This is a genomic window from Kitasatospora sp. SC0581, assembly GCF_048159585.1.
Classification (GTDB): Bacteria; Actinomycetota; Actinomycetes; order Streptomycetales; family Streptomycetaceae; genus Kitasatospora.
The window spans coordinates 135,715-157,094 of sequence record NZ_JBLRWA010000009.1; the positions used below are offsets into that span (position 1 = coordinate 135,715).

At 73.8% G+C, this 21,380-nt stretch carries 21 protein-coding genes; 8 read left to right on the top strand and 13 right to left on the bottom strand.

Annotation, left to right across the window (positions count from 1 at the left end; translation table 11 throughout):
• Window positions 1-57: 57 nt before the first annotated feature.
• The 7 genes from ACLWS4_RS17130 to ACLWS4_RS17160 are packed head-to-tail and all read right to left on the bottom strand — an operon-like array spanning window position 58 to window position 6,604.
• On the bottom strand, window positions 58-1,218 hold the full coding sequence (locus tag ACLWS4_RS17130) for an MFS transporter (RefSeq protein ID WP_380741093.1): 1,161 nt from the start codon (window positions 1,216-1,218) through the stop codon (window positions 58-60).
• Window positions 1,219-1,240: 22 nt separating this feature from the next.
• Window positions 1,241-2,275, bottom strand: coding sequence for a threonine aldolase family protein (locus tag ACLWS4_RS17135; RefSeq protein ID WP_416874502.1), 1,035 nt, complete (start codon window positions 2,273-2,275; stop codon window positions 1,241-1,243).
• The gene (locus ACLWS4_RS17140; RefSeq protein ID WP_416874503.1) at window positions 2,272-3,057 is read right to left on the bottom strand and encodes a thioesterase II family protein; all 786 of its coding nucleotides are present in this window, start codon (window positions 3,055-3,057) and stop codon (window positions 2,272-2,274) included. The genes ACLWS4_RS17135 and ACLWS4_RS17140 overlap by 4 nt, the downstream gene beginning before the upstream one ends.
• Window positions 3,058-3,082: 25 nt before the next feature.
• The gene (locus ACLWS4_RS17145; RefSeq protein ID WP_416874504.1) at window positions 3,083-4,540 is read right to left on the bottom strand and encodes an amino acid adenylation domain-containing protein; all 1,458 of its coding nucleotides are present in this window, start codon (window positions 4,538-4,540) and stop codon (window positions 3,083-3,085) included.
• Between the two features lie 5 nt (window positions 4,541-4,545).
• Window positions 4,546-5,772 (bottom strand): cytochrome P450, encoded by a 1,227-nt coding sequence (locus ACLWS4_RS17150; RefSeq protein ID WP_049652117.1) that lies wholly within the window; start codon window positions 5,770-5,772, stop codon window positions 4,546-4,548.
• Window positions 5,769-6,062 (bottom strand): acyl carrier protein, encoded by a 294-nt coding sequence (locus ACLWS4_RS17155; protein ID WP_074004520.1) that lies wholly within the window; start codon window positions 6,060-6,062, stop codon window positions 5,769-5,771. Before ACLWS4_RS17155 ends, ACLWS4_RS17150 begins: the two co-directional genes overlap by 4 nt.
• 11 nt (window positions 6,063-6,073) lie before the next feature.
• On the bottom strand, window positions 6,074-6,604 hold the full coding sequence (locus tag ACLWS4_RS17160) for an adenine phosphoribosyltransferase (RefSeq protein ID WP_049652115.1): 531 nt from the start codon (window positions 6,602-6,604) through the stop codon (window positions 6,074-6,076).
• A gap of 665 nt (window positions 6,605-7,269) precedes the next feature.
• On the opposite strand from ACLWS4_RS17160, the gene ACLWS4_RS17165 reads away from it, so the two are divergent.
• Window positions 7,270-7,908, top strand: coding sequence for an HAD family hydrolase (locus ACLWS4_RS17165; protein ID WP_220450140.1), 639 nt, complete (start codon window positions 7,270-7,272; stop codon window positions 7,906-7,908).
• Window positions 7,909-8,077: 169 nt separating this feature from the next.
• Here ACLWS4_RS17165 and ACLWS4_RS17170 read toward each other — a convergent pair whose 3' ends face one another.
• Window positions 8,078-9,574, bottom strand: coding sequence for an IMP dehydrogenase (locus ACLWS4_RS17170; RefSeq protein ID WP_375875419.1), 1,497 nt, complete (start codon window positions 9,572-9,574; stop codon window positions 8,078-8,080).
• A 546-nt stretch (window positions 9,575-10,120) separates the two neighbouring features.
• Here ACLWS4_RS17170 and ACLWS4_RS17175 point away from each other — a divergent pair.
• From ACLWS4_RS17175 to ACLWS4_RS17200, 6 genes are all read left to right on the top strand, one after another.
• Entirely contained in the window at window positions 10,121-10,309 is a 189-nt protein-coding gene (locus tag ACLWS4_RS17175; RefSeq protein ID WP_049652112.1) for a YegP family protein, read from the top strand.
• A gap of 198 nt (window positions 10,310-10,507) precedes the next feature.
• The gene (locus ACLWS4_RS17180) at window positions 10,508-11,725 is read left to right on the top strand and encodes a glycosyltransferase family 4 protein (RefSeq protein WP_079272522.1); all 1,218 of its coding nucleotides are present in this window, start codon (window positions 10,508-10,510) and stop codon (window positions 11,723-11,725) included.
• Entirely contained in the window at window positions 11,722-12,957 is a 1,236-nt protein-coding gene (locus ACLWS4_RS17185; protein WP_416874505.1) for a glycosyltransferase, read from the top strand. The genes ACLWS4_RS17180 and ACLWS4_RS17185 overlap by 4 nt, the downstream gene beginning before the upstream one ends.
• Complete coding sequence (locus tag ACLWS4_RS17190) at window positions 12,954-13,838, top strand: SGNH/GDSL hydrolase family protein (RefSeq protein WP_416874506.1); 885 nt, start codon at window positions 12,954-12,956, stop codon at window positions 13,836-13,838. The genes ACLWS4_RS17185 and ACLWS4_RS17190 overlap by 4 nt, the downstream gene beginning before the upstream one ends.
• 134 nt (window positions 13,839-13,972) lie before the next feature.
• On the top strand, window positions 13,973-14,320 hold the full coding sequence (locus ACLWS4_RS17195) for a VOC family protein (RefSeq protein ID WP_049652054.1): 348 nt from the start codon (window positions 13,973-13,975) through the stop codon (window positions 14,318-14,320).
• Between the two features lie 108 nt (window positions 14,321-14,428).
• The gene (locus ACLWS4_RS17200) at window positions 14,429-15,589 is read left to right on the top strand and encodes an NUDIX hydrolase (RefSeq protein ID WP_416874507.1); all 1,161 of its coding nucleotides are present in this window, start codon (window positions 14,429-14,431) and stop codon (window positions 15,587-15,589) included.
• A gap of 105 nt (window positions 15,590-15,694) precedes the next feature.
• Here ACLWS4_RS17200 and ACLWS4_RS17205 read toward each other — a convergent pair whose 3' ends face one another.
• The 5 genes from ACLWS4_RS17205 to ACLWS4_RS17225 all read right to left on the bottom strand — a co-directional run bounded on the left by ACLWS4_RS17205 (window position 15,695) and on the right by ACLWS4_RS17225 (window position 19,288).
• The gene (locus ACLWS4_RS17205) at window positions 15,695-16,069 is read right to left on the bottom strand and encodes a hypothetical protein (protein ID WP_049652052.1); all 375 of its coding nucleotides are present in this window, start codon (window positions 16,067-16,069) and stop codon (window positions 15,695-15,697) included.
• Between the two features lie 80 nt (window positions 16,070-16,149).
• Window positions 16,150-16,545, bottom strand: a complete 396-nt coding sequence (locus tag ACLWS4_RS17210; RefSeq protein ID WP_310593218.1) for a roadblock/LC7 domain-containing protein — start codon at window positions 16,543-16,545, stop codon at window positions 16,150-16,152.
• 82 nt (window positions 16,546-16,627) lie between these two features.
• Window positions 16,628-17,722 carry a hypothetical protein gene (locus ACLWS4_RS17215; RefSeq protein ID WP_416874508.1) on the bottom strand — a complete coding sequence of 365 codons (1,095 nt, stop codon included), beginning with the start codon at window positions 17,720-17,722 and terminating at the stop codon, window positions 16,628-16,630.
• A gap of 4 nt (window positions 17,723-17,726) precedes the next feature.
• On the bottom strand, window positions 17,727-18,110 hold the full coding sequence (locus tag ACLWS4_RS17220) for a hypothetical protein (protein WP_049652050.1): 384 nt from the start codon (window positions 18,108-18,110) through the stop codon (window positions 17,727-17,729).
• Window positions 18,111-18,679: 569 nt separating this feature from the next.
• A complete protein-coding gene (locus tag ACLWS4_RS17225; RefSeq protein ID WP_049652049.1) occupies window positions 18,680-19,288 on the bottom strand; it encodes a TetR/AcrR family transcriptional regulator C-terminal domain-containing protein in 609 nt (202 codons plus the stop codon).
• 206 nt (window positions 19,289-19,494) lie between these two features.
• On the opposite strand from ACLWS4_RS17225, the gene ACLWS4_RS17230 reads away from it, so the two are divergent.
• Window positions 19,495-21,138 (top strand): amidohydrolase, encoded by a 1,644-nt coding sequence (locus tag ACLWS4_RS17230; protein WP_416874509.1) that lies wholly within the window; start codon window positions 19,495-19,497, stop codon window positions 21,136-21,138.
• Window positions 21,139-21,380: the final 242 nt, after the last annotated feature.

The following is a 21,380-nucleotide window of genomic DNA, read 5'->3' on the forward strand; positions in this document are numbered from 1 at the left end:
TACGCGCCCCGCCCGGGTACGCCGGTACAGCGGCGCGGCGGCAGCCGGACGGCGCGCTCACGCGACCCGCTCGGGAACCTCCGCCCCGTCCCGCAGCAGCCTGACCTGCCACCGGACCAGCAGGAAGCAGGGCAGGCAGACCGCGGCCATCGCCAGGAACGCCCAGTGCGGGGAGGCCGCATAGAGCGGGCCGGTGACGGCGGTGACGGCGGCGACACCGAGGCCGATGGCCAACCCGGCGTAGAGCGCCTGGGCGTCCGACCAGAGGTCCTCGGGGACGTGGCCCTGCACGCAGCGCGCGTGCGCGACGTGGGTCAGCGCGAAGGTGCCCGCGTGGAGCGTCTGGGTGAGCACGACGCACACCAGCGGCATCGGCACCGCGAGCAGGCCCCAGCGCAGCACCGAGAGCACCGCGGCGGCGGCGAAGAGGACCGGGACCGGGTAGCGGCCGAGCATCGGCCCCGCGTACTTGAACAGGAGCAGCTCGCACCCCACGGCCAGCGCCAGCATGAGGCTGACGTTGATGCTCGACACGCCGAGCCGGCCGAAGTACTCGACGCCGAAGGCGTAGTAGGCCGCGTGGGCGCCCTGGAGCAGCACGGAACTGCCCAGGCCGAGCGCGTAGACGCGGTTGCGCAGCAGCCGGCCGCGGCCACCGCCGGCCACGGTCGCCACCGTCGGGAACCCGACGGGGTGCGCCAGGTCCGCCAGCGCGAGCAGCAGGCACCCGACGACGAAGACCCCCACCAGCGCGCCGCTGCCGACCGTCCGCCCGACCACGCCGGACACGCCCAGGCCGAAGAGGAACCCCGCCGAACCGAAGTAGCGGACGCTCCCGTAGTCGACCTGCCCGTTCGCCGCGCCGATGGTCGCGAGGGTCTCGCTCAACGGCATCAGCAGCGGGTAGCTGATGCCGACGAGGACCGACACCACCATCATCGAAGCGAACTGAGGGTGTGTCAGGTAGAGCGGGCTGAGCGCCGTCGCCGTCCAGGCGAGCAGCTGCGACAGTCTCCGGAGCGGGACCGTCCGGCAGAGCACCGGGAAGACGACGGCGATGGAGACCGAGCGCGACAGCAGACCGGCGGTGATGACCGCGGTGACCTCCGTCGGTCCGAAACCGGAAGCGAGCAGCCAGACCCCCCAGTAGGAGAGGTACGAGCTCCAGGTCAGGAAGAACAGGAAGAACCTGGCCGACAGCCACACTCGGAACGACATCTCAAGCTGCTCCTACACGTGCTCAGTTGCCCGCGGCCAGTTGGGCGACAGCCTCGGCGACCGTCAGTGCCGCCCGCTCGCACTGCTGCTTGTCGACGTCCAAGTGGGCCACCAGGCGGACCGTTTGCGGTCCCATCACCGAGACCCTAACGCCGGACGCCGCGCAGAGCTCCTGCACCCCTGCCGCGTCGGGCACTTCCACGAACACCAGGTTGGTCTGCGGCTCCCGGACGTCCAGTCCGCCGTCGCGCAGCAGACCGGCGATCAGGGCCGCGTTCGCGTGGTCCTCGGCCATCCGACCGATGTTGTGCTCGAAGGCGTGGATGGCGGCGGCGGCCAGGATCCCGGTCTGCCGCATGGAGCCGCCCATCCGGTGCCGCATGACCCGGGCCTCCTCCACGCGGTCGGCGTCCAGGAGCAGCACGGTGCCGGCGGGCGCGCCGAGCCCCTTGGAGAAGCAGAGGGACAGCGTGTCGAAACAGGCTCCGTAGGCCTCGAAGGGGACGCCGCTGGCGACGTGGGCGTTCCAGATCCGGGCGCCGTCGCAGTGCACCGTGACCCCGGCCTCGCGGGTGACCCGCCGGATCTCCTCCAGCACGGCCAGCGGGTACACCACGCCGCCGGCGGCGTTGTGGGTGTTCTCCACCGCCACCGCCCGGGTCCCGCTGCCGTAGGCGGTGGCGGGACGGATCATCCGGGCGAGCACCTCCGGGTCGATCAGGCCGTCCTCGGAGACCGTCGTCCGGGTCAGGATCCCGCCGTGCCAGGCGACTCCGCCGTCCTCGTAGAGCAGGAAGTGCGCGCCGGCGTCGGCCAGCAGCTCCTGCCCGGGCGGCACCAGCAGCCGGAGCGCGAGCTGGTTGGCCATGACCCCGCTGGGCAGGAACAGCGCGCCGGTGAACCCGAAGGCGTCGGCGAGCATCCGCTCCAGCCGGATCACCGTGGGGTCGTCGCCGAGGGTGTCGTCGCCGACCTCGGCGGCGGCCATGGCGGCTCGCATGGCCGCGCTGGGCCTGGTGACGGTGTCGCTCCGCAGGTCGATGGTCTGGCTGGTCACGGCGCTCCCTTGGGGTCGGGTGCCGAACGGACGGCCGGGGCCCCGGTGAGGGTGCCGAGGCTGTCCGTCAGGCAGTCGAAGAAGAGGTCCGGGTGGTCCCGGAAGTAGAAGTGGCCGCCCGGAAGGATCCGGACGTCGGACGGGCCGGTGGTGTGCCGGCCCCACTCGCGCAGCCTGCTCTCGTCCTCCCAGTCGTCGGTGGCACCGAGCGCGAGGACGGGGCAGCTCAGCGGGGCGGTCGGGACGTGCCGGTAGGTCGCGACGACGGTCAGGTCCGCGTGCAGGTTGGCCAGGTACAGCTCGCGCATCCGCGGGTCGTTCCCGAGTTCCGGCGGCAGCGGCCCGTACCGCTCCTCGACCCGGGGGACGAAGTCGACGCCGTCGAGGAGGTGGAGCGGCAGTCCGGGGCGGTGCAGGTGCGGGGGGCCGTTCACGGACACGATGAGCCGCTCCGGCTCCGGGCGTCCGAGCGCCCGCAGCGCGACGGCCGTCTCGTAGGCGACGATCGCGCCGAGGCTGTGTCCGAGGAAGGCGTACGGGCCGGTGAACTCGGCCTGTTCCGTCAACGCGCCGACCAGCTCCCGCAGGTCGGTCATGGCCGGCTCGCGCATCCTGCTCCCGCGGCCCGGGAGTTGGACCCCCCACACCTCGACCTCGGCGGGGAGCCGGTCCGCCCAGCGCAGGTACTCGCCGGGCGAACCGCCGCTGTGCGGGAAGCAGTAGAGGCGCAGGGCGGCGTCGGGGCGACGCTGACGGCACATCAGCCAACGGGGTGCTGCCACGGTCGTCCCCACCTCCTTCCGTCGGTCAGTTCTTCTGCAGCAGAGTGTCGTGGGCCAGCTCGTCGATCGCGCCGTGGTCGACCTTGCCGTTGGGCAGCACGGGCAGCCGGGGCAGCGCCACGATGCGGCTCGGTACGGCGACGGCCGGCAGGCGTTCGATGAGGTGCGCCCGGAGGCTGCGCCGGTCGACCTCCCCGGTGGTCGAGCTGACGAAGCCGACCACCTTCTTCCGCCCCTGGACGGTGCAGACGCCGACCGCGGCCGCCGCCACGTCCCGGTGGGTGCGCAGCGCCTGTTCGATCTCGGAGCGGTCGACGCGCATCCCGCCGAGTTTGAGCTGGTGGTCGGCCCGGCCGTGGAAGCGCAGCTCGGCCCCGGCGGTGACGGACACGATGTCCCCCGTGCGGTAGAGCTCGCGGGCCGGCTCGGCGAGGCCCGGGCCGCCGATGTGGAGTTCCCCTGGCTCCCCGGGCGGTACGGCGGCGCCGTCGGCGGAGCGGACGTAGAGGCTGGTCCCGGGGACGGCGCCGCCGATCGGCACGTCCGGGAGGTCCGCGTCCGCCGGAGTGCACTCGTGGACCGCGCTCCACACCGTGCACTCCGTCGGGCCGTACTCGTTGTAGAGCCGGGTGCCCGGGAGCGCGTCGAAGTGCTGCCGGACCAGGTCGGGCGGGCAGGCCTCCCCGGCGACGATCACCGTGGAGAGCGTGCCGGCCCGCTCGGCGAGGCCGCCGCGCAGGGCGATGTCGTAGAGCGACGGGAGCATGAGCAGGTGCGACGCCCGGTGGTCCCGCGCGGCCCGGCCGACCGCCAGCAGGTCCGCCGGGCGGTCGCTCGGGATGACCAGTCGGCCGCCGCAGGCCAGGGTCCAGTAGATGCCGGCGACCGAGCTGTCGAAGGAGATCGACGAGCAGAGCAGGAAGGTGGAGACCGGCGTCGGGTAGTACGCGAGCCGGGCCGCGGTCGAGGCCGCCAGCGCGGCGGCGGAGATCGTGACGCCCTTCGGCCGGCCGGTCGACCCGCTGGTGAAGCAGGTGTACGCCAGGGTGCCGCGGACGGTCCCGCCCCGGGGGCCGTCGGTGTCGGCCGGCACCGTGCGGAGGCCGTCGAGCCGGACGTCCAGCCCGGGCTCCGACACCGCGAACCGCGCGCCGCTGGCCTCCGCGATGTAGCGCTGCCTGGCGACCGGGAACCCCGCGTCCACGGGGACGTACCGCGCTCCGGCCCGCAGCACCCCGAGCATGGCGACGACCGCCCAGCGGGACAGCCGCGCGTGCACGACGACCGGGCTGTCCGGCTCCACCCCGGCGGCCCGCAGCGCGGTGGCGACCACGGCGGACCGCTCGTCCAGCTCGGCGTGGTCGAGCGATCCCCCGGCGTCCACGACCGCCGCGCCCCGGCCCCGGAACGGTTCGACCAGGTCGAGGATGTGCGGCGGGGCGTCGAGCGGCACGACCGGCAGGTCCGGTACCCAGTGGGTCATCCGCCTCAGCCCTTCACGGTGGCCCCGCGGGGCACGCCCGCGACGGGCACCCGCTTGAAGCCGGCCAGGAACGTCGAGTGCATCCGCTCGATCCCGCCGACCACCTCGATCGAGGAGAACGTCGCGAACAGCTCGGTGAACAGCAGGCGCAGGGCCAGCCGGGCGAGGTGCGAGCCGACGCAGTAGTGGTGGCCGACGCCGAAGGCGAGGTGCCGGTTGGGGCGGCGCCGGATGTCGAACACGTCGGGGTCGGGGAAGACCTCGGCGTCCCGGTTGGCCGAGGCGAGGTAGGCGACCACGGCGTCGCCCTCGGCGATCCGCACGCCGGAGAGTTCGACCGGCTGGAGCGCGTAGCGCATGAAGTTGCTGGCCGGCGTGGCCCAGCGCAGGGCCTCCTCGATGCCGGAGTCCAGCAGCTCCGGGTGCGAGGCCCAGTCCTCGTACCGCGGGCTGCCGGCCAGTTCGACGATCGCGGCGATCGGGACGTGCGGCAGCGTTCCGGCCGAACCCAGCAGCATGCTGTAGCAGTTGGAGATCACCGAGCCGGTCGAGATGGGCTCGCCGTCCACCTCGGTCTCGGCCAGCACGCTGATCAGGTCGTCGCCGGGATCCCGCAGCCTGGCCCGGACCAGGTCCGAGAAGTAGGCGAAGATCTCCCGGTGGCCGCGCTTGAGGGTCGGCTCCACGCCGCCCGGCAGCTGGAACTCCGGGTCCTCCTCCGCCGTCGACATCATGGCCAGGCGGATGAGGCGCTCGTGGTCCTCGGCGGGCAGCCCGAGGATGGGGCTGAGGGCGACCAGGGGCAGCCGGGCCATCGCGACCGCGAAGTCGAAGGGCTGTCCGTCGGCTCCGGGGGCGAGCAGGTCACGGATACCGGCCTGGATCCGGTCGGAGAACGAGGCGAGCGGCTTGACGGCGAGGGCCTGCTTGAGCGGGATCCGCGCCCGGTCGTGGTGCGGCGGGTCGGTCGCCGCCAGCTGCTTCCCGGCCGCCGGGTCGCCTCGGCCGAGCAGGTTGAGCAGGGTGCCCCGCTCCGAGGTGAAGGCGGAGTAGTCGTGCAGCACCCGCTCGACGTCGGCGTACCGGGTGACGACCCAGTAGCCGCCGCCACGGCCGGAGTTCGGCTGCCAGTGGACCGGGTCGTGTTCGCGGAGGCGGCGCCAGACCTCGTGCGGTTCGCCCTGGGAGTAGAGCGCGGGATCGGTGAGGTCTCCCGCCGTGCCGGTGCTCACTGCCGGCCTCCCGGGTACGCCTCGGCCGTCCCGGGCCGGGCCGCCGCCACCGCCTCTTCGATCACCTGGGTCAACTCCGCGATGGTGGGCGACAGGAAGAGGGTCGTGGCCGACACCTCCACCCCGAATTCCCGGTCGATGTCCCCCTGCAGTTCCGCGGCGGTCAGCGAGTCGCCGCCGAGTTCGAAGAAGTCCTCGTCCAGGCCGATCGACGAGATCTCCAGCCGGGCGGCCCATAATTGTGTGAGGCGTTCCTGGACCGACGTCTGCCGTGCTGTTTCCACTGCCACGAGCAACTCCCTTACGCGTCGAAGGAATAGACCGAGAAGAGAGGCACGCTCACGCGCGACCTTCCCTTCAGGAACGACTTCTCGATCAAGCACGTGATTCCGACCACCGTGGCGCCCAGCTCCTCGAGCATTTCCACGGCGGCCGCCACCGAGTTCCCGGTCGCGACGATGTCGTCATGGATGAGGACCCGGGCACCGGGCGGCACCAGGTCCTTGCGAATCTCGATCCGGTCGGTCGAGTATTCGCCGGAGAACGTCCGCCCCACCGTCTCGCCCGGCAGCTTCCCCTCTTTGCGAATGGCCAGGAAGCCGCAGCCCAGGCGGTCCGCCAGGGCCCCACCGAGGATGAAGCCGCGCGCGTCTATGCCGGCGACGTAGTCCGGGGCGAGTGGAGTCGACCACTCCGTGAGGCCGTCGATCGCCGCACCGAAGGACTCCCGGCTGGCCAGGACGGGCATGACGTCGCGAAACGCCACGCCGGCCCGGAAGTCCTTGAACACTGGAACCGTTGATTCGCCGTCCCGCTGATGACCGGTCTTCATGAGTCCTCCTTGCTGCCGTACGGCAGTGAAAGGTCCCGGCGGGCGCTCGAGCCCGTGAGCAGTCGGGCACGTGAGCACGTGAGCACGCGGGTACGTGAGCACGCGGGCACGCCAGGAAAGGCCTGCTACTGAAAGTGGTTCCGGATTTGCAGAGTGAGGGGGACGATCCGCCATCGTGCCGAAGCGGCCGATGCGCCTGCCCGGGGAAACGGTTCTCCTACGCCGGAAATCTCATCGGCGGGCCCTTCCAGAGCCGGGAGCCCCCCTGGGCACGTTCACGCAGCCCGTGGCAGTCGGATCACTGGTCAACACCAGAACTTCATCGGCAAACACAGCCCCCCGGTTGATTCCGCACCGCTAGCTGGCGTGTTCATGACGCTACAGACGAAGCTACATCGCGGGCGACCCCTCGGCAAGATCGCCTGGTCTTTCATCCAGGGGGAAACAGTAATTGACGGTAAGTCAGGCCGAAAATGCCCTGGCCGCAACGGCATTGGCGTCGAAATCATCGGGTCTGCCGGATTGCGGGCGGTTTGCCGGAGTCGGCCGCCTGCGGCTCCCCCACGCGCCCAGCGGGAACCCGACCTGTCGCCAAGCATCAGTCCCTCAGGTCTGACGAAGTCTCAAACTTGCTTCGCCACAAGGTTGGTCGGATCATTGCTGCCATGAACACGACCGAGAACGCGTCCCCCGCACCCGCACTGACCATAGGGTTCGACCTCGACATGACGCTGGCCGACGGCCGGCCGGGCATCAAGGCGGTGCTGGACATGGTGGCGGCCGAGACGGGGGTCGCCATCGACAGCGACCTGGCGATCACCCGCGTCGGCCCGCCGATCGAGGAGGAGCTGGCCAACTGGTTCCCCGCCGACGAGGTGGACGCGGCCGCCGACCGGTACCGGGCGCTGTTCCCCCAATACGGCGCCCCGGTGGGCGAGTTGCTGCCCGGCGCGCTGGAGGCGATCGCCGCCGTCCACCGGCACGGCGGTCGGACGATCGTCGTCACCGGCAAGTTCGAGCCCAACGCCCGGCTGAACCTCGCCGCACTCGGCATCAAGGTCGACGACGTCTTCGGCTCGGTCTTCGCCGACCGCAAGGGCGCCGTCCTGCGCGAGCAGGGCGCCTCCGTCTACGTCGGCGACCACCTCGGCGACATCACCGGGGCGCGGGCCGGCGGCGCCCTCGCGGTGACCGTGGCCACCGGGCCGTTCACCGCGGACCAACTGCGCGAGGCGGGTGCCGACGTCGTCCTGAAGGACCTGACCGAGTTCCCGGGGTGGCTCGACGCCCACCTCGCCGGCTGACGGCACCGGACCCGCGGGTGGTCGAGCCTCCGGCTCTCGATCACCCGCGGGTCCGGTCATGCACGGGCCCGGTCGCCCGCGGGTCCGTTCGTCGTCGGCCCGTTCGTCGCGGGTACGCCCGCGGGGTCCCTTCAGCGGGGTTCCGCGTCGCGACCGCTCACGCCGTTGCTCAGGCGACCGTCCCGGAGGTGTCCCGCAGGGTGACGCTCGCGTGGCTCTCCTGGAAGCTCTGCTCGGACACCAGGGTCAGCCGCGCGGTGGACTGGAACTCCGGCAGCGTCACGGAACCGCAGGAGACCATGGTGGACTTGATCTTCGCCATGGTGGTGGCCAGGCCCTCGTTGAGGTCGCCGGCATAGGGAACGTAGCCGTCGACCCCCTCCTCGAAGACCAGCCCCTGACCGCCCTGGCCGTAACGCTGCCAGTTGCGGGCACGGTTGGAGCCCTCGCCCCAGTACTCCTTGACGAAGCCGTCCCGGGTCGGGACCTTCGCGCCGGGCGCCTGGTCGAAGCGGGCGAAGTACCGCCCCATCATGACGAAGTCCGCGCCCATCGCCAGCGCCAGGGCCACGTGGTAGTCCTCCACCAGGCCGCCGTCGGAGCAGAGCGGCACGTAGTCGCCGGTGCGCTCCAGGAAGGCGTCCCGGGCGGCGGCGACGTCGAGGACGGCACTGGCCTGGCCCCGGCCGATGCCCTTCTGGTCGCGCGTGATGCAGATGGAGCCGCCGCCCACACCGATCTTCACGAAGTCGGCGCCGGCCTCGGCGAGGAACGTGAACGCCTCGCCGTCCACCACGTTGCCGCCGCCGATCGGGATCTCCGGGTAGTTCTTCTTCGTCCAGGTCAGCGCCTCCGCCTGCCAGTCGCTGTAGCCGTCGGACGAGTCGAAGCACAGGACGTCCGCACCCGCCTCCAACAGGGCCGGAACCCGCTCGCGGTAGTCGTGGGTGTTGACGCCCGCGCCCACGCGCAGGCGCTTGCCGCCGTCCACGACCTGGTTCGGAAAGCGCTTGTTGTCCGCGTAGTCGGACCGGAACACCAGGTGCTGGAGGTGCCCTTCGCCGTCCAGCACCGGGAGGCAGTCCAGCCGCTCCTCCCACAGCCTCGCGTTCGCCTCGGAGAGGGTGACGTCGCCGCCCGCGTGGGGCAGCTCGCCGAGGGGGGTCATCCGGCCGCTGACGGGGCCGTCGAGGTCGTGCCGCTGGGGGTGGAAGTCGCGCGAGGTCACCAGGCCGAGCAGACGCCCGGTCGCGGTCCCGTCGTGGGTGACGGCGGCGGTGCTGTGGCCGGTCCGGCGCATCACCGCGACCAGGTCGCGGAGGGTGTCGTCGGGCCGGACGTTGGTGTCGCTGGTGACGAAACCGGCCTTGAAGTTCTTCACCTTCCGGACGGCCGCCGCCTGTTCCTCGACCGGCTGGTTGTGGTGGATGAAGCTCAGACCGCCGTTGCGGGCGAGCGCGATCGCGAGCTCCGGGGAGCTGACCGCCTGCATGATCGCCGACACGAACGGGGCGTGCAGCTCGATCGCCGAGGCCTCGCCCACCCGGTGCCGCACCAGGGGCGTCCGGAGATCAACGGCCGCGGGCCCGCAGTCGGTCCGAGTCCGGTTCGGGAGCAGCAGGTACTCGTTGAACGTCCGCGACACCTCGGCGATGATCTGTGCCATGCATTCCTCCTGATCCCGAGCGGGCGGCGCCGGTCGGCCCGACCGCGAAGACCGCGCCCGTGCCCGACGGCTCGACCGGTCAGGTTCACGGACGGGCACGGCGGAGCTCCGCCCCACCAGGGCGCGCATCCTGACCGGGCCTCAGGTGCGAGGCGCGGCAGTTGACTACGCACCTTATCGACTGCCCGACTTGTTGACGAATCACCGTCATCGCCGTCGGCGGCTCCCGCGGAGCGGTGCGCCCGACGGTACGGACACGGAGAACCGAGGTGTCGTCAACGACACTTGACGACGCGGACGGCTCCGGTCGGGCGGCGGACCCCGGGCCGGAGACTCCACGCGCGGGTGGGGCGAGACCGGCCCGTCGCGTCCGCGCGTGGGCCGTTCGCCTGCTCGCCCGGTCGCCCGGCGGGGCCCGGGAGCGCGGCCGGTCGGCGACGCCGCGCGGCGGTGTGACCCGAACGGGTCCGGTCGGCGGGCGGCGTGGTGGGGTGGGCCCTAGGTTGCGGTGCCAGGGGGTCATCCGAGCGGAAGGCTGTATCTGGCATGGCCGGGAAATTCGAACTGTACGTGGACGAGGGCGGCATGCACCGGTTCCGGCTCAAGGCGAGCAACGGGACGATCGTGGTGACCGGCGACCCGCAGGAGAGCAAGGACGACTGCCTGAGGAGCATCGCGTCGATCCGCAAGCTCGCGCCGTACGCGGAACTCAAGGAGACCGCCGGGTCGGTGTGACGGTCCGGGCCCCGACGCACGGGACGGTGTGACGGGCCGGGACGCGGGACGGTGTGACGGGCCGGGATCCGACGCACGGGACGGTGTGGCGGGCCCGGCTCCGGAGCGCGGGTCGGCGGTGCAAATCGCCGACCCGCGTTCGCCTCTACGACAGATCCCTTTGGCCGGGTGCACGCCGGACGCGGACAGAACACTGGCATGCGCGTCGTCATCGTCACCGAATCCTTCCCGCCCGAGGTCAACGGAGTCGCCCACAGCGTGCTGCGGACGGCCGAGCACCTGGTCCGCCGGGGCCACCGGCCCCTTGTCGTCACCCCCTCGCCGGCGCGGGGCGCCGAGTGCCCGCCGGAGACCTTCGGCGGCGGCGCGGCGCCGGAGATTCCCGTGGTGCGCATCCCGTCGGTGCCGCTGCCGGGATACCCCCAGGTACGGATCGCCCTGCCCAGTCGGCAGCTGGCGGCCGCCGTCGCCGGACACCGGCCGGACCTCGTCCACCTGGCCAGCCCGTTCGTGCTCGGCGCGCGCGGGATGCAGGTCGCGGCGCGGCTCGGGGTGCCCGCCGTCGCCGTCTACCAGACCGATCTGGCCGGGTACGCGCACGCCTACCGGGCCGGGCGGGGGCTCGGGGAGGCCGCCGCCTGGCGGCGGATCCGGGCCGTGCACCGCGCGGCCGCCCGTACCCTGGCGCCCTCCACCCCCGCCGCCCAGGACCTCACCGCGCACGGGGTGCCGAGGGTGCAGCTGTGGCCGCGCGGAGTGGACTCGGTGCGGTTCCACCCCCGGCACCGGGACGAGGCGCTGCACCGGGCGCTGGCCCCGGGCGGGGAGGTGCTGGTCGGGTACGTCGGACGGCTGGCGCCGGAGAAGCGGGTCGACCTGCTGGCGGCGGCCTCGGCGCTGCCCGGGGTACGGGTGGTGGTCGTCGGGGACGGCCCCTCGGCGCCCGGGCTGAAGGCCTCGATGCCGGGCGCCGTGTTCCTCGGCCGGCGCACCGGGGACGAGCTCGCGCGCTGCTTCGCCACCCTGGACGTCTTCGTGCACACCGGCCCGCTGGAGACCTTCTGTCAGACCATCCAGGAGGCGATGGCCAGCGGCGTGCCGGTGATCGGCCCCGCGGCGGGCGGCCCGCTGGACCTGGTCGCCCACCACCGCACCGGCCTGCTGGTGCCGCCCCGGGACGCCGCGGCGGTGGCCCGGGCGGTCGCCGAGCTGGCCGCCGACCCGGCGCGGCGGGCCGGGTACGGGCAGGCCGGGCGCGCCGAGGTGACCGCGCGCACCTGGGAGGCGGTCGGGGACCTGCTGCTGCGGCACTACGCCGAGGTGCTGGCGGAGCACCGCGGAGTGCGGCTGCCGTCCGCCGCCCCGGCGTCGGCCGCGCCGGTGGCGCCCGCCCTGTCGGAGGAGCTGCCGGCATGAGCTCCGTTCCCGACGGCGGGGCGCCTACGGCCGGCGCCTCGCCGATCGCCGGTGAGGCTCCGATGGCCGGCGAGGCGCTGACGATCGTCCGGCTCGCCAACTTCGTCACCCCGGTCTCCGGCGGTCTGCGCACCGCACTGCGCCACCTCGGTGCCGGGTACCGGGCGGCCGGGCACCGTCCGGTGCTGATCGTCCCCGGGGAGCGGCGCTCCGAGGAGGAGACCGAGCAGGGCGTGGTGGTCACCCTGCCCGGCCCGGTGCTGCCGGCCAGCGGCGGCTACCGGCTGCTCACCGACCGGAGGGCCGTCGCCGCCGAGCTGACCAGGTTCTCCCCCGACCGGCTGGAGGTGTCCGACCGCACCACGCTGCGCTGGACCGGCGCCTGGGCGCGGCGGCACGGCGTGCGCTCGGTGATGGTCTCGCACGAGAGCGCCGCCGGCCTGCTGCGCACCTGGGGCCTGCCCGGTCCGCTGGCGGGCGCGACGGCCGACCGGTTCAACGCGGCCACCGCCCGCGCCTACGACTCGGTGCTCTGCACCACCGACTGGGCGGCGGCGGAGTTCCGGCGGATCGGCACCCCGAACCTGGTCCGGGCCCCGCTGGGGGTGGACCTCGACGCGATGCGCCCGCTGCCGCCGACCGCACGGGCGGCCGAGCGGGCCCGGTACGCCGCTCCGGACGAGACGCTGCTGGTGCTCTGCTCCCGGCTCTCGGCGGAGAAGCGGCCCGAGCGGGCGATCGAGGCGCTGGCCGCCCTGCGGGCCCGGCGGCGGCCCGCGGTGCTGGTGGTGGCCGGCACCGGCCCGCTGCGGGACCGGCTGGCGGCGCGGGCCGCGCGGCTGCGGCTGCCGGTGCGCTTCCTCGGGCACCTGGGCGGGCGGGCGGAGCTGGCCCGACTGCTGGGCTGCGCGGACGTGGTGCTCGCCCCCGGCCCGGTGGAGACCTTCGGGCTGGCCGCGATGGAGTCACTGGCGTGCGGGACCCCGGTGGTGGTCAGCCGCTCCTCCGCGCTGCCCGGCCTGGTCGGGCTCGCCGGGGTGGCGGCCGTCGACACCGGCGAAGGATTCGCCTCCGCCGTACGGCAGTTGCTGGGTCGGCCGGAGGAGCTGCGACGGGCCTCCGCCCGGGCCCAGGCCGAGCGGTACGGCTGGCCGGCGGCGGTGGCGGCGTTCCTGGCGGCACACGGTGTACGCGACGACGAGGCGGTGGACGGAGGTCGGGGGTCAGGATGAGCATGCTGGAGGCCGGGCGCGGCCGGGCCGCGGAAAAACGCCCCACGGCCGGCGAGCTGCTGCGCTTCGTCGCCCTCGGGGACTCGCTCACGGAGGGGGTCGGGGACCAGGTCGGCGAGGGCTGGCGCGGCTGGGCCGCCGTCCTGGCCCACGCGCTGCCGCCCGAGGGTCGGGACGTCGAGTTCACCAACCTGGCATACAGCGGGGCGCTCACCACGGAATTGACGACACGTCAGTTGCCGGGCGCGCTGGCTCTGCGGCCGCAGCTCGCGGCGGTGGTGGTCGGCGGCAACGACACCCTGCGCTCGGGCTTCGACATCCGGCGCACCACCCTGGAACTGGACGCCACGATGGGGGAACTGTCCGGCCACGGCGCCAGGCTGCTGACCGCCTGCCTGCCCGACCCGGGCAGCCTGCTCCGGCTCCCGGCGCCGCTCGCCCGTCCCCTGGCGCGCCGGATGCGGGCGGTCAACACCGTGGTGCACGCCCTCACCGAACGCCACCGGGCGGTGCACCTGCACATCGCCGAGCTGCCGTGGCTCACGGAGCGCCGGCTGCTGAGCGTCGACCGCCTGCACCCCAGCGCCGAGGGCCACCACCTGATCGCCCGGCGCTTCCACGACCTGCTCACCGAGGCCGGCCACCCCCTCGGCCCGCCCCCGACCGCCGCTCCCGCCGAACCGCCTCCGGGCCTGGCCGCCGACCTCTGGTGGATGGCCACCCGGGGCACCCGCTGGCTCGCCGCCCGCAGCACCGACCTCCTGCCGGGCCTGCTCGCACTGGCCGCCGCGGAGGGCGTCGCCCGCCTGCGCGGCGGGAGCCGGCGGCACGACGAGCAGATGGCCCGGGCCGCGGCGCAGGCCCTCGCCTCGCTGGGGTGAGGAGCGCGCCGGAGTGACGGGGACGGCGAAGGCGGTGGAACCGGGGACTGTTGCGGAAGTGCGCGCGGCGGCGGGAGTGGCGTAGTACTTGTGGAGGGTCCCGGAGGCATTCCCGTTCTTGTCTGGAGTCGTCGATGTCCGTTCGCCGTGTCGTGCCCAACATCCGGTCGGAGGCCGCGCAGGAGAGCCGGGAGTTCTACGGCCTGCTGGGCTTCGAGGAGGTCATGAACCACGGCTGGATCATGACGCTCGCCTCCCCGTCCAGCCCGGCGGCGCAGGTCAGCTTCATGACCGGCGACAGGACCGCACCGGTCACCCCCGACCTGAGCGTCGAGGTCGACGACGTGGACGCGGCCTACGCGGCCGTGCTGGCCGGCGGTGCGGAGATCGTCCACCCCTTGCAGGACGAGGAGTGGGGCGTACGGCGGTTCTTCGTCCGCGACCCCAACGGCCGTGTGGTCAACGTCCTGGGCCACCGCTGACACCTTCGCTCCCCCGCGACCGGGGACGGTGCCGGTCACGGCCGGGATCGGCGGGGCCGTTCAGCGGGAACCATCGGGGTGGCCCGGGTTGTCGTGTCCGGGGAGAGCGTGACGGAGGGAGTCGGGGTGGAGAGCTCGGGCGCGGTGGGCCGGGACGTCATGGCGGCGGCGGGGGTGCTGTTCTCCGACGGGGCGGGGCGGCTGTTGGTGGTGCGGCTGCCGTACGACCGGAAGCATCCGGTGGCGATCCCGGGCGGCGGGTGGGAGCCGACGGACCGGTCGCCGAGGGAGACCGCCCTGCGGGAGATCCGGGAGGAGCTGGGGTTCACGCCCCGGTTGGGGCCGCTGGCCGGCGTGGACTGGGCGCTGCTGCGCGAGGGCGACCGGCCGATCGTCGTGTACCTCTACTGGGCCGAGCCGCTGACGGCGGAGCAGGTGGCGGCGTTCCGGCCGGACACGGCGGAGGTCGGCGGCTGGACCTGGCTGACGGCGGAGCAGGCCGGACACGCCCTGCCACCGCGATTGTCCCGCCGGGTGACGGCCTGTCTGCGGGCACCGGGCGACACCGGGCCACTGGAGCTGGAGGACAGCCGGCCGGTCGGCCACACGCTCGGGCGGTTGCCCGCCGACGGGCCGGTACCCGAGTACGCCGGACTGGCCGCCGCACCGGGGCTGACGCCGTCCGCCGAGGGGCCGCCGGAACCCTCGCAGCCGCCGATGGACCGGGCGACCTACTACGCCACCCGGCCGCGCATCCGGACCAAGGCGCGGGCACTGTTCACCGACGCCGCCGGCCGGGTGCTGCTGGTGCGGCTGCGGCCGTGGGACGGGCCGCTCGGGCAGGTGCCGCACTGGACGCTGCCGGGCGGCGGGGTCGAGGCGGACCGGGAGATGCCCCGGGCGGCCGCCCGGCGGGAGATCCGCGAGGAGCTCGGCTGGGACGTGGAACCGGGGCCACTGCTGGCGCTGGACTGGCAGCCTGGTGCGGCGGCCGACCCGGAGGCGGACCCGGCGACCGGCCGGGACACCGCCGTCCTGGTGTACGTGTTCGACGGGGGCACGGTGACGGAGCGGATGCTCGGCTCCCTCGTGCTGCCGGAGGACGAGCTGGTCGAGTGGCGGCTCTGCGACCCGGCCGAGGCGCGGACGCTGCTGACCGGCCCGTCCTGGGACCGTACGGCCGCCGCGCTGGCCGCCCGGGAACGGGCGGGCGGACCGGTCGAGCTGGTGCGCGGGCGGAGCGTCGGGCCGGACCTGACGCAGGGGTGAGGCCGGGTGGACGGAGCCCGGCGGGGCGTGAGCCACCGCCGGGGCCTCGTCCGCTTCCTCGCACGTCGGGCGCGGTGGGCCGGCGCGGCGCTTCGGGGCGCCGCGTCAGACCTCCAGCTCGGCCTCGATCCGGCCCAGCTGGTGGCGGGCCATCGCGAGGTTGGCGCGCGCCTTGTCCAGCGCGAGGTAGAGGAACAGGCCCTTGCCGGTACGGCCGGTGAGCGGGCGGATCAGGTGGTACTGGCTGGTCAGGGTGATCAGTATGTCCTCGATCCCGTCCTGGAGGCCGAGCATGTCCATGGTGCGCATCTTGGCGCGGACCACGTCGGTGTTGCCGGCGGCGGCGACGTTGAGGTCCAGGCCGCCGGGGCCGTCGAGGGTGGCCAGCGCCATGCCGCTGTTGTAGTCCACCAGGGCCGCGCCGATGGCGCCCTCGATGCTGGTCATGGCCTGCTTGAGCGCGCCGGCTGCGTCGGTCATCTGGGTAACTCCCGTTCTTTGGTGGGTGGTTCGGTTTCAGGCGGTGCGGTTTCAGGCGGTGCGGTGGTCTGGTGGCGCGGTCAGCCCGCGTCGCGCGGGTCCTTGGGCACGAGCGCGTCGTTGAGCAGTTCCGCGATGCGCTGCGCGCTGCGGCGGGCCTCCAGGTGCAGCCGGCCGACGTTGACGTCGGGGTGCGCCAGCAGCGTCAGCACGCAGCTGCCGCCGGCCGCGTAGGTGGCGACGTAGCCGTTCTCGCCGCGCACCAGCGACTCGCGGAACTCGCCCTGGCCGGTGGTGTCGGCGAGCCGCTGGGCCAGCGAGAGCGAGGCCGCCGTCATCGCGGCCAGACCCGAGGGCTCGGTGCCGTGGGTGTCGTGCGCGATCAACAGGCCGTCCACGCTGGCGACCAGACCACCCGCGAGGTGCGGCACGCGGTGTTTGACGGCGCGCAGTTCGGCGAGCAACTCGGTCTCCAAGGCGATCAGTTGTCTCCTTCCGACACGCTGCTTGAGTGCCCGCCTCATGGCCGGAACGACGGGGTCGCGGGCGGGGAATGGGTCAAAGTCGGGCCTCCAGAAGGTCTCGGACCCGGGTCAGCAGCGCGATGTCCGGGTCGGGGACGGTCAGCGGGTGGGCCGCTGCCGTGGTGGGCGGGCGTTCTGATCGCGTGGGGGCGTCGGCCCCGGCGTCGGTCCCGGCGGGGGTGCCGCCGGTGGGGGTGCCGGTACGGGCTGCGGCGGGGTCGGCCGTGACCGGGGCTCCGGGGAGTCCGGCACCCCGGAGGCTGGCGCCGGGGACCCTGCGGTGCAGCCCTCCGGCCGGTCCGCTCGTGACCGGTGGGGGAACTTCGGCTGCCGGTACGGCCGTTGGCGACACCTCGGGCACCTGGATCGCCGTCGGCACGTCGGGCGGGCTCGGGGCGCCAAGCGGCACGTCAGCCGGACGCGGCGCGTCCAGCAGCCCGGCGGCGGCGAGCCGTCGGACGTCGGCCGTCACGCCGAAACCGGAGCGGCCGAGCAGCCGGGCCAGGTCGGCCGGGGTCCTGCGGCCGTCGGCGTGGTCCAGCAGCTCGCGGCGCCGACGGCCGGACGGGCGGTGGGAGGCTCGGCGGACGTGCTCGACCGGGCGGACGGGCGCGGTGTCGAGCTGCCCCCACGGCCAGATCCCGTCGAGCAGTTGCCGACGGCGTGCGACCTCGCGACGGATCCGGGCCGGATCGACGTCCGCGACCGGTCCGAGCCAGTGCCGGGCCTCGGCCTCGAACCGCCAGACTCCGCCGCCCGGGTCGGCGAGGACGAAGAACGAGGCGTCGAACAGCGTTCCCAGGTGGCCGAGTTCGAGCTCTCCCCGGGTGAGCAGCCGCCGTTCGACGAGCACCTCACCGACCTTCTGCCGCGGTCCGTGGATCCGGAGCAGCTCCGCCCAGCCCTCGGGGGTGATCCGGCCGCAGCCGATGAGCAGGTCGGCCAGGCCGGGGGCCCGGGAGGACTGGGCGGCGGCCACCCGCCCGTCGACCAGGTGGAGGCTGCCGAGCGGTCCGTGCAGGGCGCCGGTGGCGCGACGGTCGGCGAGCAGGGCGAGCGCCTCGCCCGGGGTCCTCGGGGTGGCGGCCCCCGCCCAGGGCGGCGGCGCGGTGCCGGTCGCGGCGGTCACGCGCTCACCCCAGCACCAGTTCGTCGGTGAGCGCCTGGAGGCGGAAGCGGGCGGCGGCGAGGTTGCCCTCCGCGCGGTCCAGCCAGAGGTGCAGCACGAGCCTGTTGTCGAAGACGGTGTCGATGAAGCGGATCAGGTGGTAGCTGCGGCCGGCGGTGACGATGATGTCCTCCAGCGGGGCCCGCCGGTCCTCCGCCACGGTGAAGGTCTGGCTCTCAACGGCCGCCCGCACCAGGTCGGTTGCCTCGGCGGCGGAGGTTTCGTGCTCTCCGGTCGGGCTGTCCCCGAGGCTGCCGAGGGCGAGCCCGCTGCTCCAGTCGACCAGGCTCGCGGCGCGGGCCCCGGGGATCGCCATCGCTCCGGAGAGGCATTCGTCGATACCGGGCACACCGGCTCCTTCGCGGGGTCTGGGCGGCCGGACGCAGCGCGGCGCCGACCGGTTCACCACCAGCAGTGGCTAGTTCGACACGGAAGGCTACTGCCGGATTCCATCGGACGAACATTCCGATGGCATATTCACACCGGCAACGGCCAGTTCCGGCCAAGAATTGACGACGCATCAGACCGGGAGGGGAGGTGACGCCACTGGTGGGCCAGGGCGGTTGGAGCGCCGTTCACCGGCCGCCTGGCACGGGACCTTGGCCGATACCGGGCCGTGCCGGAGGGTTTCGTCATCGAAAGTGCGATAAGAGGACGAGCCCATGGAGCGCAAACACGCCGAAGGGGCCCGTTCCGTTGGACGGAACGAGCCCCTTCGATGGGAGCGCCAGGCCCGGATCGCACGGACTCTCCCTACTGAAAGTAGGGCGTGCTCTGGTAGCACCGCTGACGCCTGTTCGAGATTCGTTTCCCGGAAGATCACTTCCTCTCGACGGGAAGAACACTAGCAGGCCATCACGCCTGGTCAGAAATCGCGGCCGGGGAGCCGCCGGGCACTGCCGGGCCGGCCGGTGCCGGTCAACCCAGCAGCGCCCGGTAGCCCCCGATCAGGGCGGTGAGCCCGAGCTCGAAGGCCCGGTCCGCGCGCTCGCGCCCGACGGGGACGGCGTCCAGGGCGTCGGCCAGCCGCGGGGTGGCGGCGCGGTCGACGGCGTCGACCATGACGTCCGGGGCGACCAGGTCCAGCGCCGAGCCCAGGATGAAGCTCTCCAGGGCGGTGATCAGGCCCATCACGTCCTGCGCGGCGAAGCCCGCGTCCTCCAGGGTGGCGACGGCCCGCTCATACAGCTCGTGCATGAACGATTCGGCAAGCGGCGCGGTGGCGAGCAGCCGGACGATGCCGGGGTGTTCGGCGAAGGCGTCCCGGTAGGCGTGCGCCCAGGTGCGCAGCGCGGCGTCCCAGGGCTGGTCCCACATCGACTGCTCGCCGATCGTGCGCACCAGCTCGGCACGCATCAGGGCGACGATCTCGGCCCGGCCGGCCACGTGGTGGTAGAGCGCGGAGGGGCTGACCTTGAGCGCACCGGCCAGCGCGGGGATGGTGAGGTCCCCCGCCTCGTCGACCAGCCGGAGCGCGGTGTCCACGATGCGCTGCCGGTCCAGCAGGGGTGTGCGCGGCCTGGGCATGCCCGGTTCCTCACCTTCGGGGCCGCCGGGCGGCCCGTCGGCCCCCGACAGACCAAGATCGTCGTTATCCAAGCGTTATTGAACGGCTTTCAGTAAAACCCTTCCGCACCCGCCGGTGCCGCGCCTACGGTAACCGAACCCCATTCGGTTAGGCAGGCCGCGCACCCGTCGGCCCGCCCTGCCCCGGAGAGGACGCACACCCCCGTATGCGTGCCGAAACGATCTTCACCGGCGGCCGGATCCACACCGGAGACCCCGCCCTCCCCCGCACCCACGCCCTCGCCGTCAGCGCGGGGCGGATCGCCGCCCTCGGCGACGCCGCCCTCGCCCTGCGCGACGAAGGCACCGAGACCGTCGACCTCGACGGCGGCGCCCTGCTGCCCTCCTTCGGCGACGGCCACGTCCACCCGCTGCTCGGCGCCATCGGCCTGCGCGGCGTGCCCGTCCGCGACTGCACCAGCGTGGAGCAGGTCGTGGCGGCCGTCCGCGACTGGGCGCGGCGCCACCCCGAGGCCGAGTGGATCACCGGCGACGCCGTGGATCCGTCACTGGCCGAGGGCGGGCTGTTCGACGCCCGGCTGCTCGACGCCGCCGTACCCGACCGGCCGGTACTGCTGCGCACCATGGACCACCACACCGGCTGGGCCAACAGCGAGGCGCTGCGCCGGGCCGGGTACGGGCCGGACACGCCCCAGCCGGTCGGCGGCGAGATCGTCCGACGACCGGACGGCAGCCCGCTCGGCACCCTGCGCGAGTTCGGCGCGCTCAACCCCGTCCTCGCGCTCGTCCCGCCGCGGCCACTGGCCGAACAGGTCGCCGCGCTGCGGGAGACCACCGCCGCGCTCGCCGCCGCCGGACTCACCTGGCTCCAGGACGCCTGGGTCGAACCCGCGCAGGTGGACACCTGGCTGGCGGCCGTCGCCGAGCAGGACCTGCCCGTCCGGGCCGGACTCGCCCTGCTGCTCGAACCGGACGGCTGGCGCGAGCGGCTCCCCCGTCTGGCCGCCGACCGCGACCGGGTCGAGGCCGCCGGGCGCGGGCGGCTCAGCGCGCGGGCGGTCAAGTTCTTCGCCGACGGCGTCATCGAGTCCGGCACGGCCGCGCTGCTGGAGCCGTACAGCGACTGCCCGCACTCCCACGGCGTCGCCAACTGGACCGGCGCCGAGCTGGCGGAGGCCGTCACCGCCGTGGACGCGCTGGGCTTCCAGCCGCACATCCACGCGATCGGCGACCACGGCGTACGGATCGCGCTGGACGCCGTCGAGGCCGCCGCCCGCCGCAACGGGCAGCGCGCCCGCCGGCCGGTGATCGCGCACGTCCAGCTGGTCCACCCGGACGACCTGCCGCGGTTCGCCGAACTCGGGGTGATCGCCAACTTCGAACCGCTGTGGGCGCAGACCGACCCGCTGATGACCGAGCTCACCCTGCCCCGACTCGGCCCGGACCGCGGCTCCCGGCAGTACCAGATCGCCGCCCTGCTGCGCGGCGGCACCCGGGTCTCCTTCGGCAGCGACTGGCCGGTCACCCGCTACGAGCCGCTCGCCGGGCTGGCCACCGCCGTCACCCGGCAGACGCCGGACGGGCTGCCGGACGGCGGCTGGCTGCCCGAGGAGCGGATCGGGCTCACCGAGGCGCTGGCGGCGTACTCGGCGGGCGTGGCGCACCAGGCCTTCGAGGAGGCCGAGTGGGGCGTGCTGCGGCCGGGCCTGCGGGCCGACCTGGTGCACCTGGCCACCGATCCGTACGCGGTGCCGGCCGGTGAGCTGGCCTCGATCGAGGTGGCCGGCACCTGGCTCGGCGGACGGCGCACCCACGGTGGGCCGCCCGGCCGCGACCGCTCGACGCGCTGAGGCGCGCCCCGGCCGGCTGTCCGGCTGCGGCCGGTCCGGCTTGTTTGGCTTATCCGGCTTATCCGGCTTGTCCGGCTGTGGCTCGACGCGCTGAGACGTCCTGGCCGCCCGGCCGCCCCGCCCGGACGGATGTCCCGACCGGTTCCGGCCGTCCCCCACGGCGTCCGTGTCTCGTTCCCCGGTCGGCGGCCGACGCGTCCGCGCCGCCGACCGCCCTACCCTCGTACCCACGACCCCAGGAG

Excerpts from the sequence above, each read along its gene's own strand:
- ACLWS4_RS17160 (WP_049652115.1), bottom strand. The coding sequence starts at position 6,604 with ATGAAGACCGGTCATCAGCGGGACGGCGAATCAACGGTTCCAGTGTTC.
- ACLWS4_RS17175 (WP_049652112.1), top strand. The coding sequence starts at position 10,121 with ATGGCCGGGAAATTCGAACTGTACGTGGACGAGGGCGGCATGCACCGG.
- ACLWS4_RS17230 (WP_416874509.1), top strand. The coding sequence starts at position 19,495 with ATGCGTGCCGAAACGATCTTCACCGGCGGCCGGATCCACACCGGAGAC.
- ACLWS4_RS17225 (WP_049652049.1), bottom strand. The coding sequence starts at position 19,288 with ATGCCCAGGCCGCGCACACCCCTGCTGGACCGGCAGCGCATCGTGGAC.
- ACLWS4_RS17185 (WP_416874505.1), top strand. The coding sequence starts at position 11,722 with ATGAGCTCCGTTCCCGACGGCGGGGCGCCTACGGCCGGCGCCTCGCCG.
- ACLWS4_RS17180 (WP_079272522.1), top strand. The coding sequence starts at position 10,508 with ATGCGCGTCGTCATCGTCACCGAATCCTTCCCGCCCGAGGTCAACGGA.
- ACLWS4_RS17165 (WP_220450140.1), top strand. The coding sequence starts at position 7,270 with ATGAACACGACCGAGAACGCGTCCCCCGCACCCGCACTGACCATAGGG.
- ACLWS4_RS17205 (WP_049652052.1), bottom strand. The coding sequence starts at position 16,069 with ATGACCGACGCAGCCGGCGCGCTCAAGCAGGCCATGACCAGCATCGAG.
- ACLWS4_RS17130 (WP_380741093.1), bottom strand. The coding sequence starts at position 1,218 with ATGTCGTTCCGAGTGTGGCTGTCGGCCAGGTTCTTCCTGTTCTTCCTG.
- ACLWS4_RS17170 (WP_375875419.1), bottom strand. The coding sequence starts at position 9,574 with ATGGCACAGATCATCGCCGAGGTGTCGCGGACGTTCAACGAGTACCTG.
- ACLWS4_RS17190 (WP_416874506.1), top strand. The coding sequence starts at position 12,954 with ATGAGCATGCTGGAGGCCGGGCGCGGCCGGGCCGCGGAAAAACGCCCC.
- ACLWS4_RS17195 (WP_049652054.1), top strand. The coding sequence starts at position 13,973 with ATGTCCGTTCGCCGTGTCGTGCCCAACATCCGGTCGGAGGCCGCGCAG.
- ACLWS4_RS17145 (WP_416874504.1), bottom strand. The coding sequence starts at position 4,540 with ATGACCCACTGGGTACCGGACCTGCCGGTCGTGCCGCTCGACGCCCCG.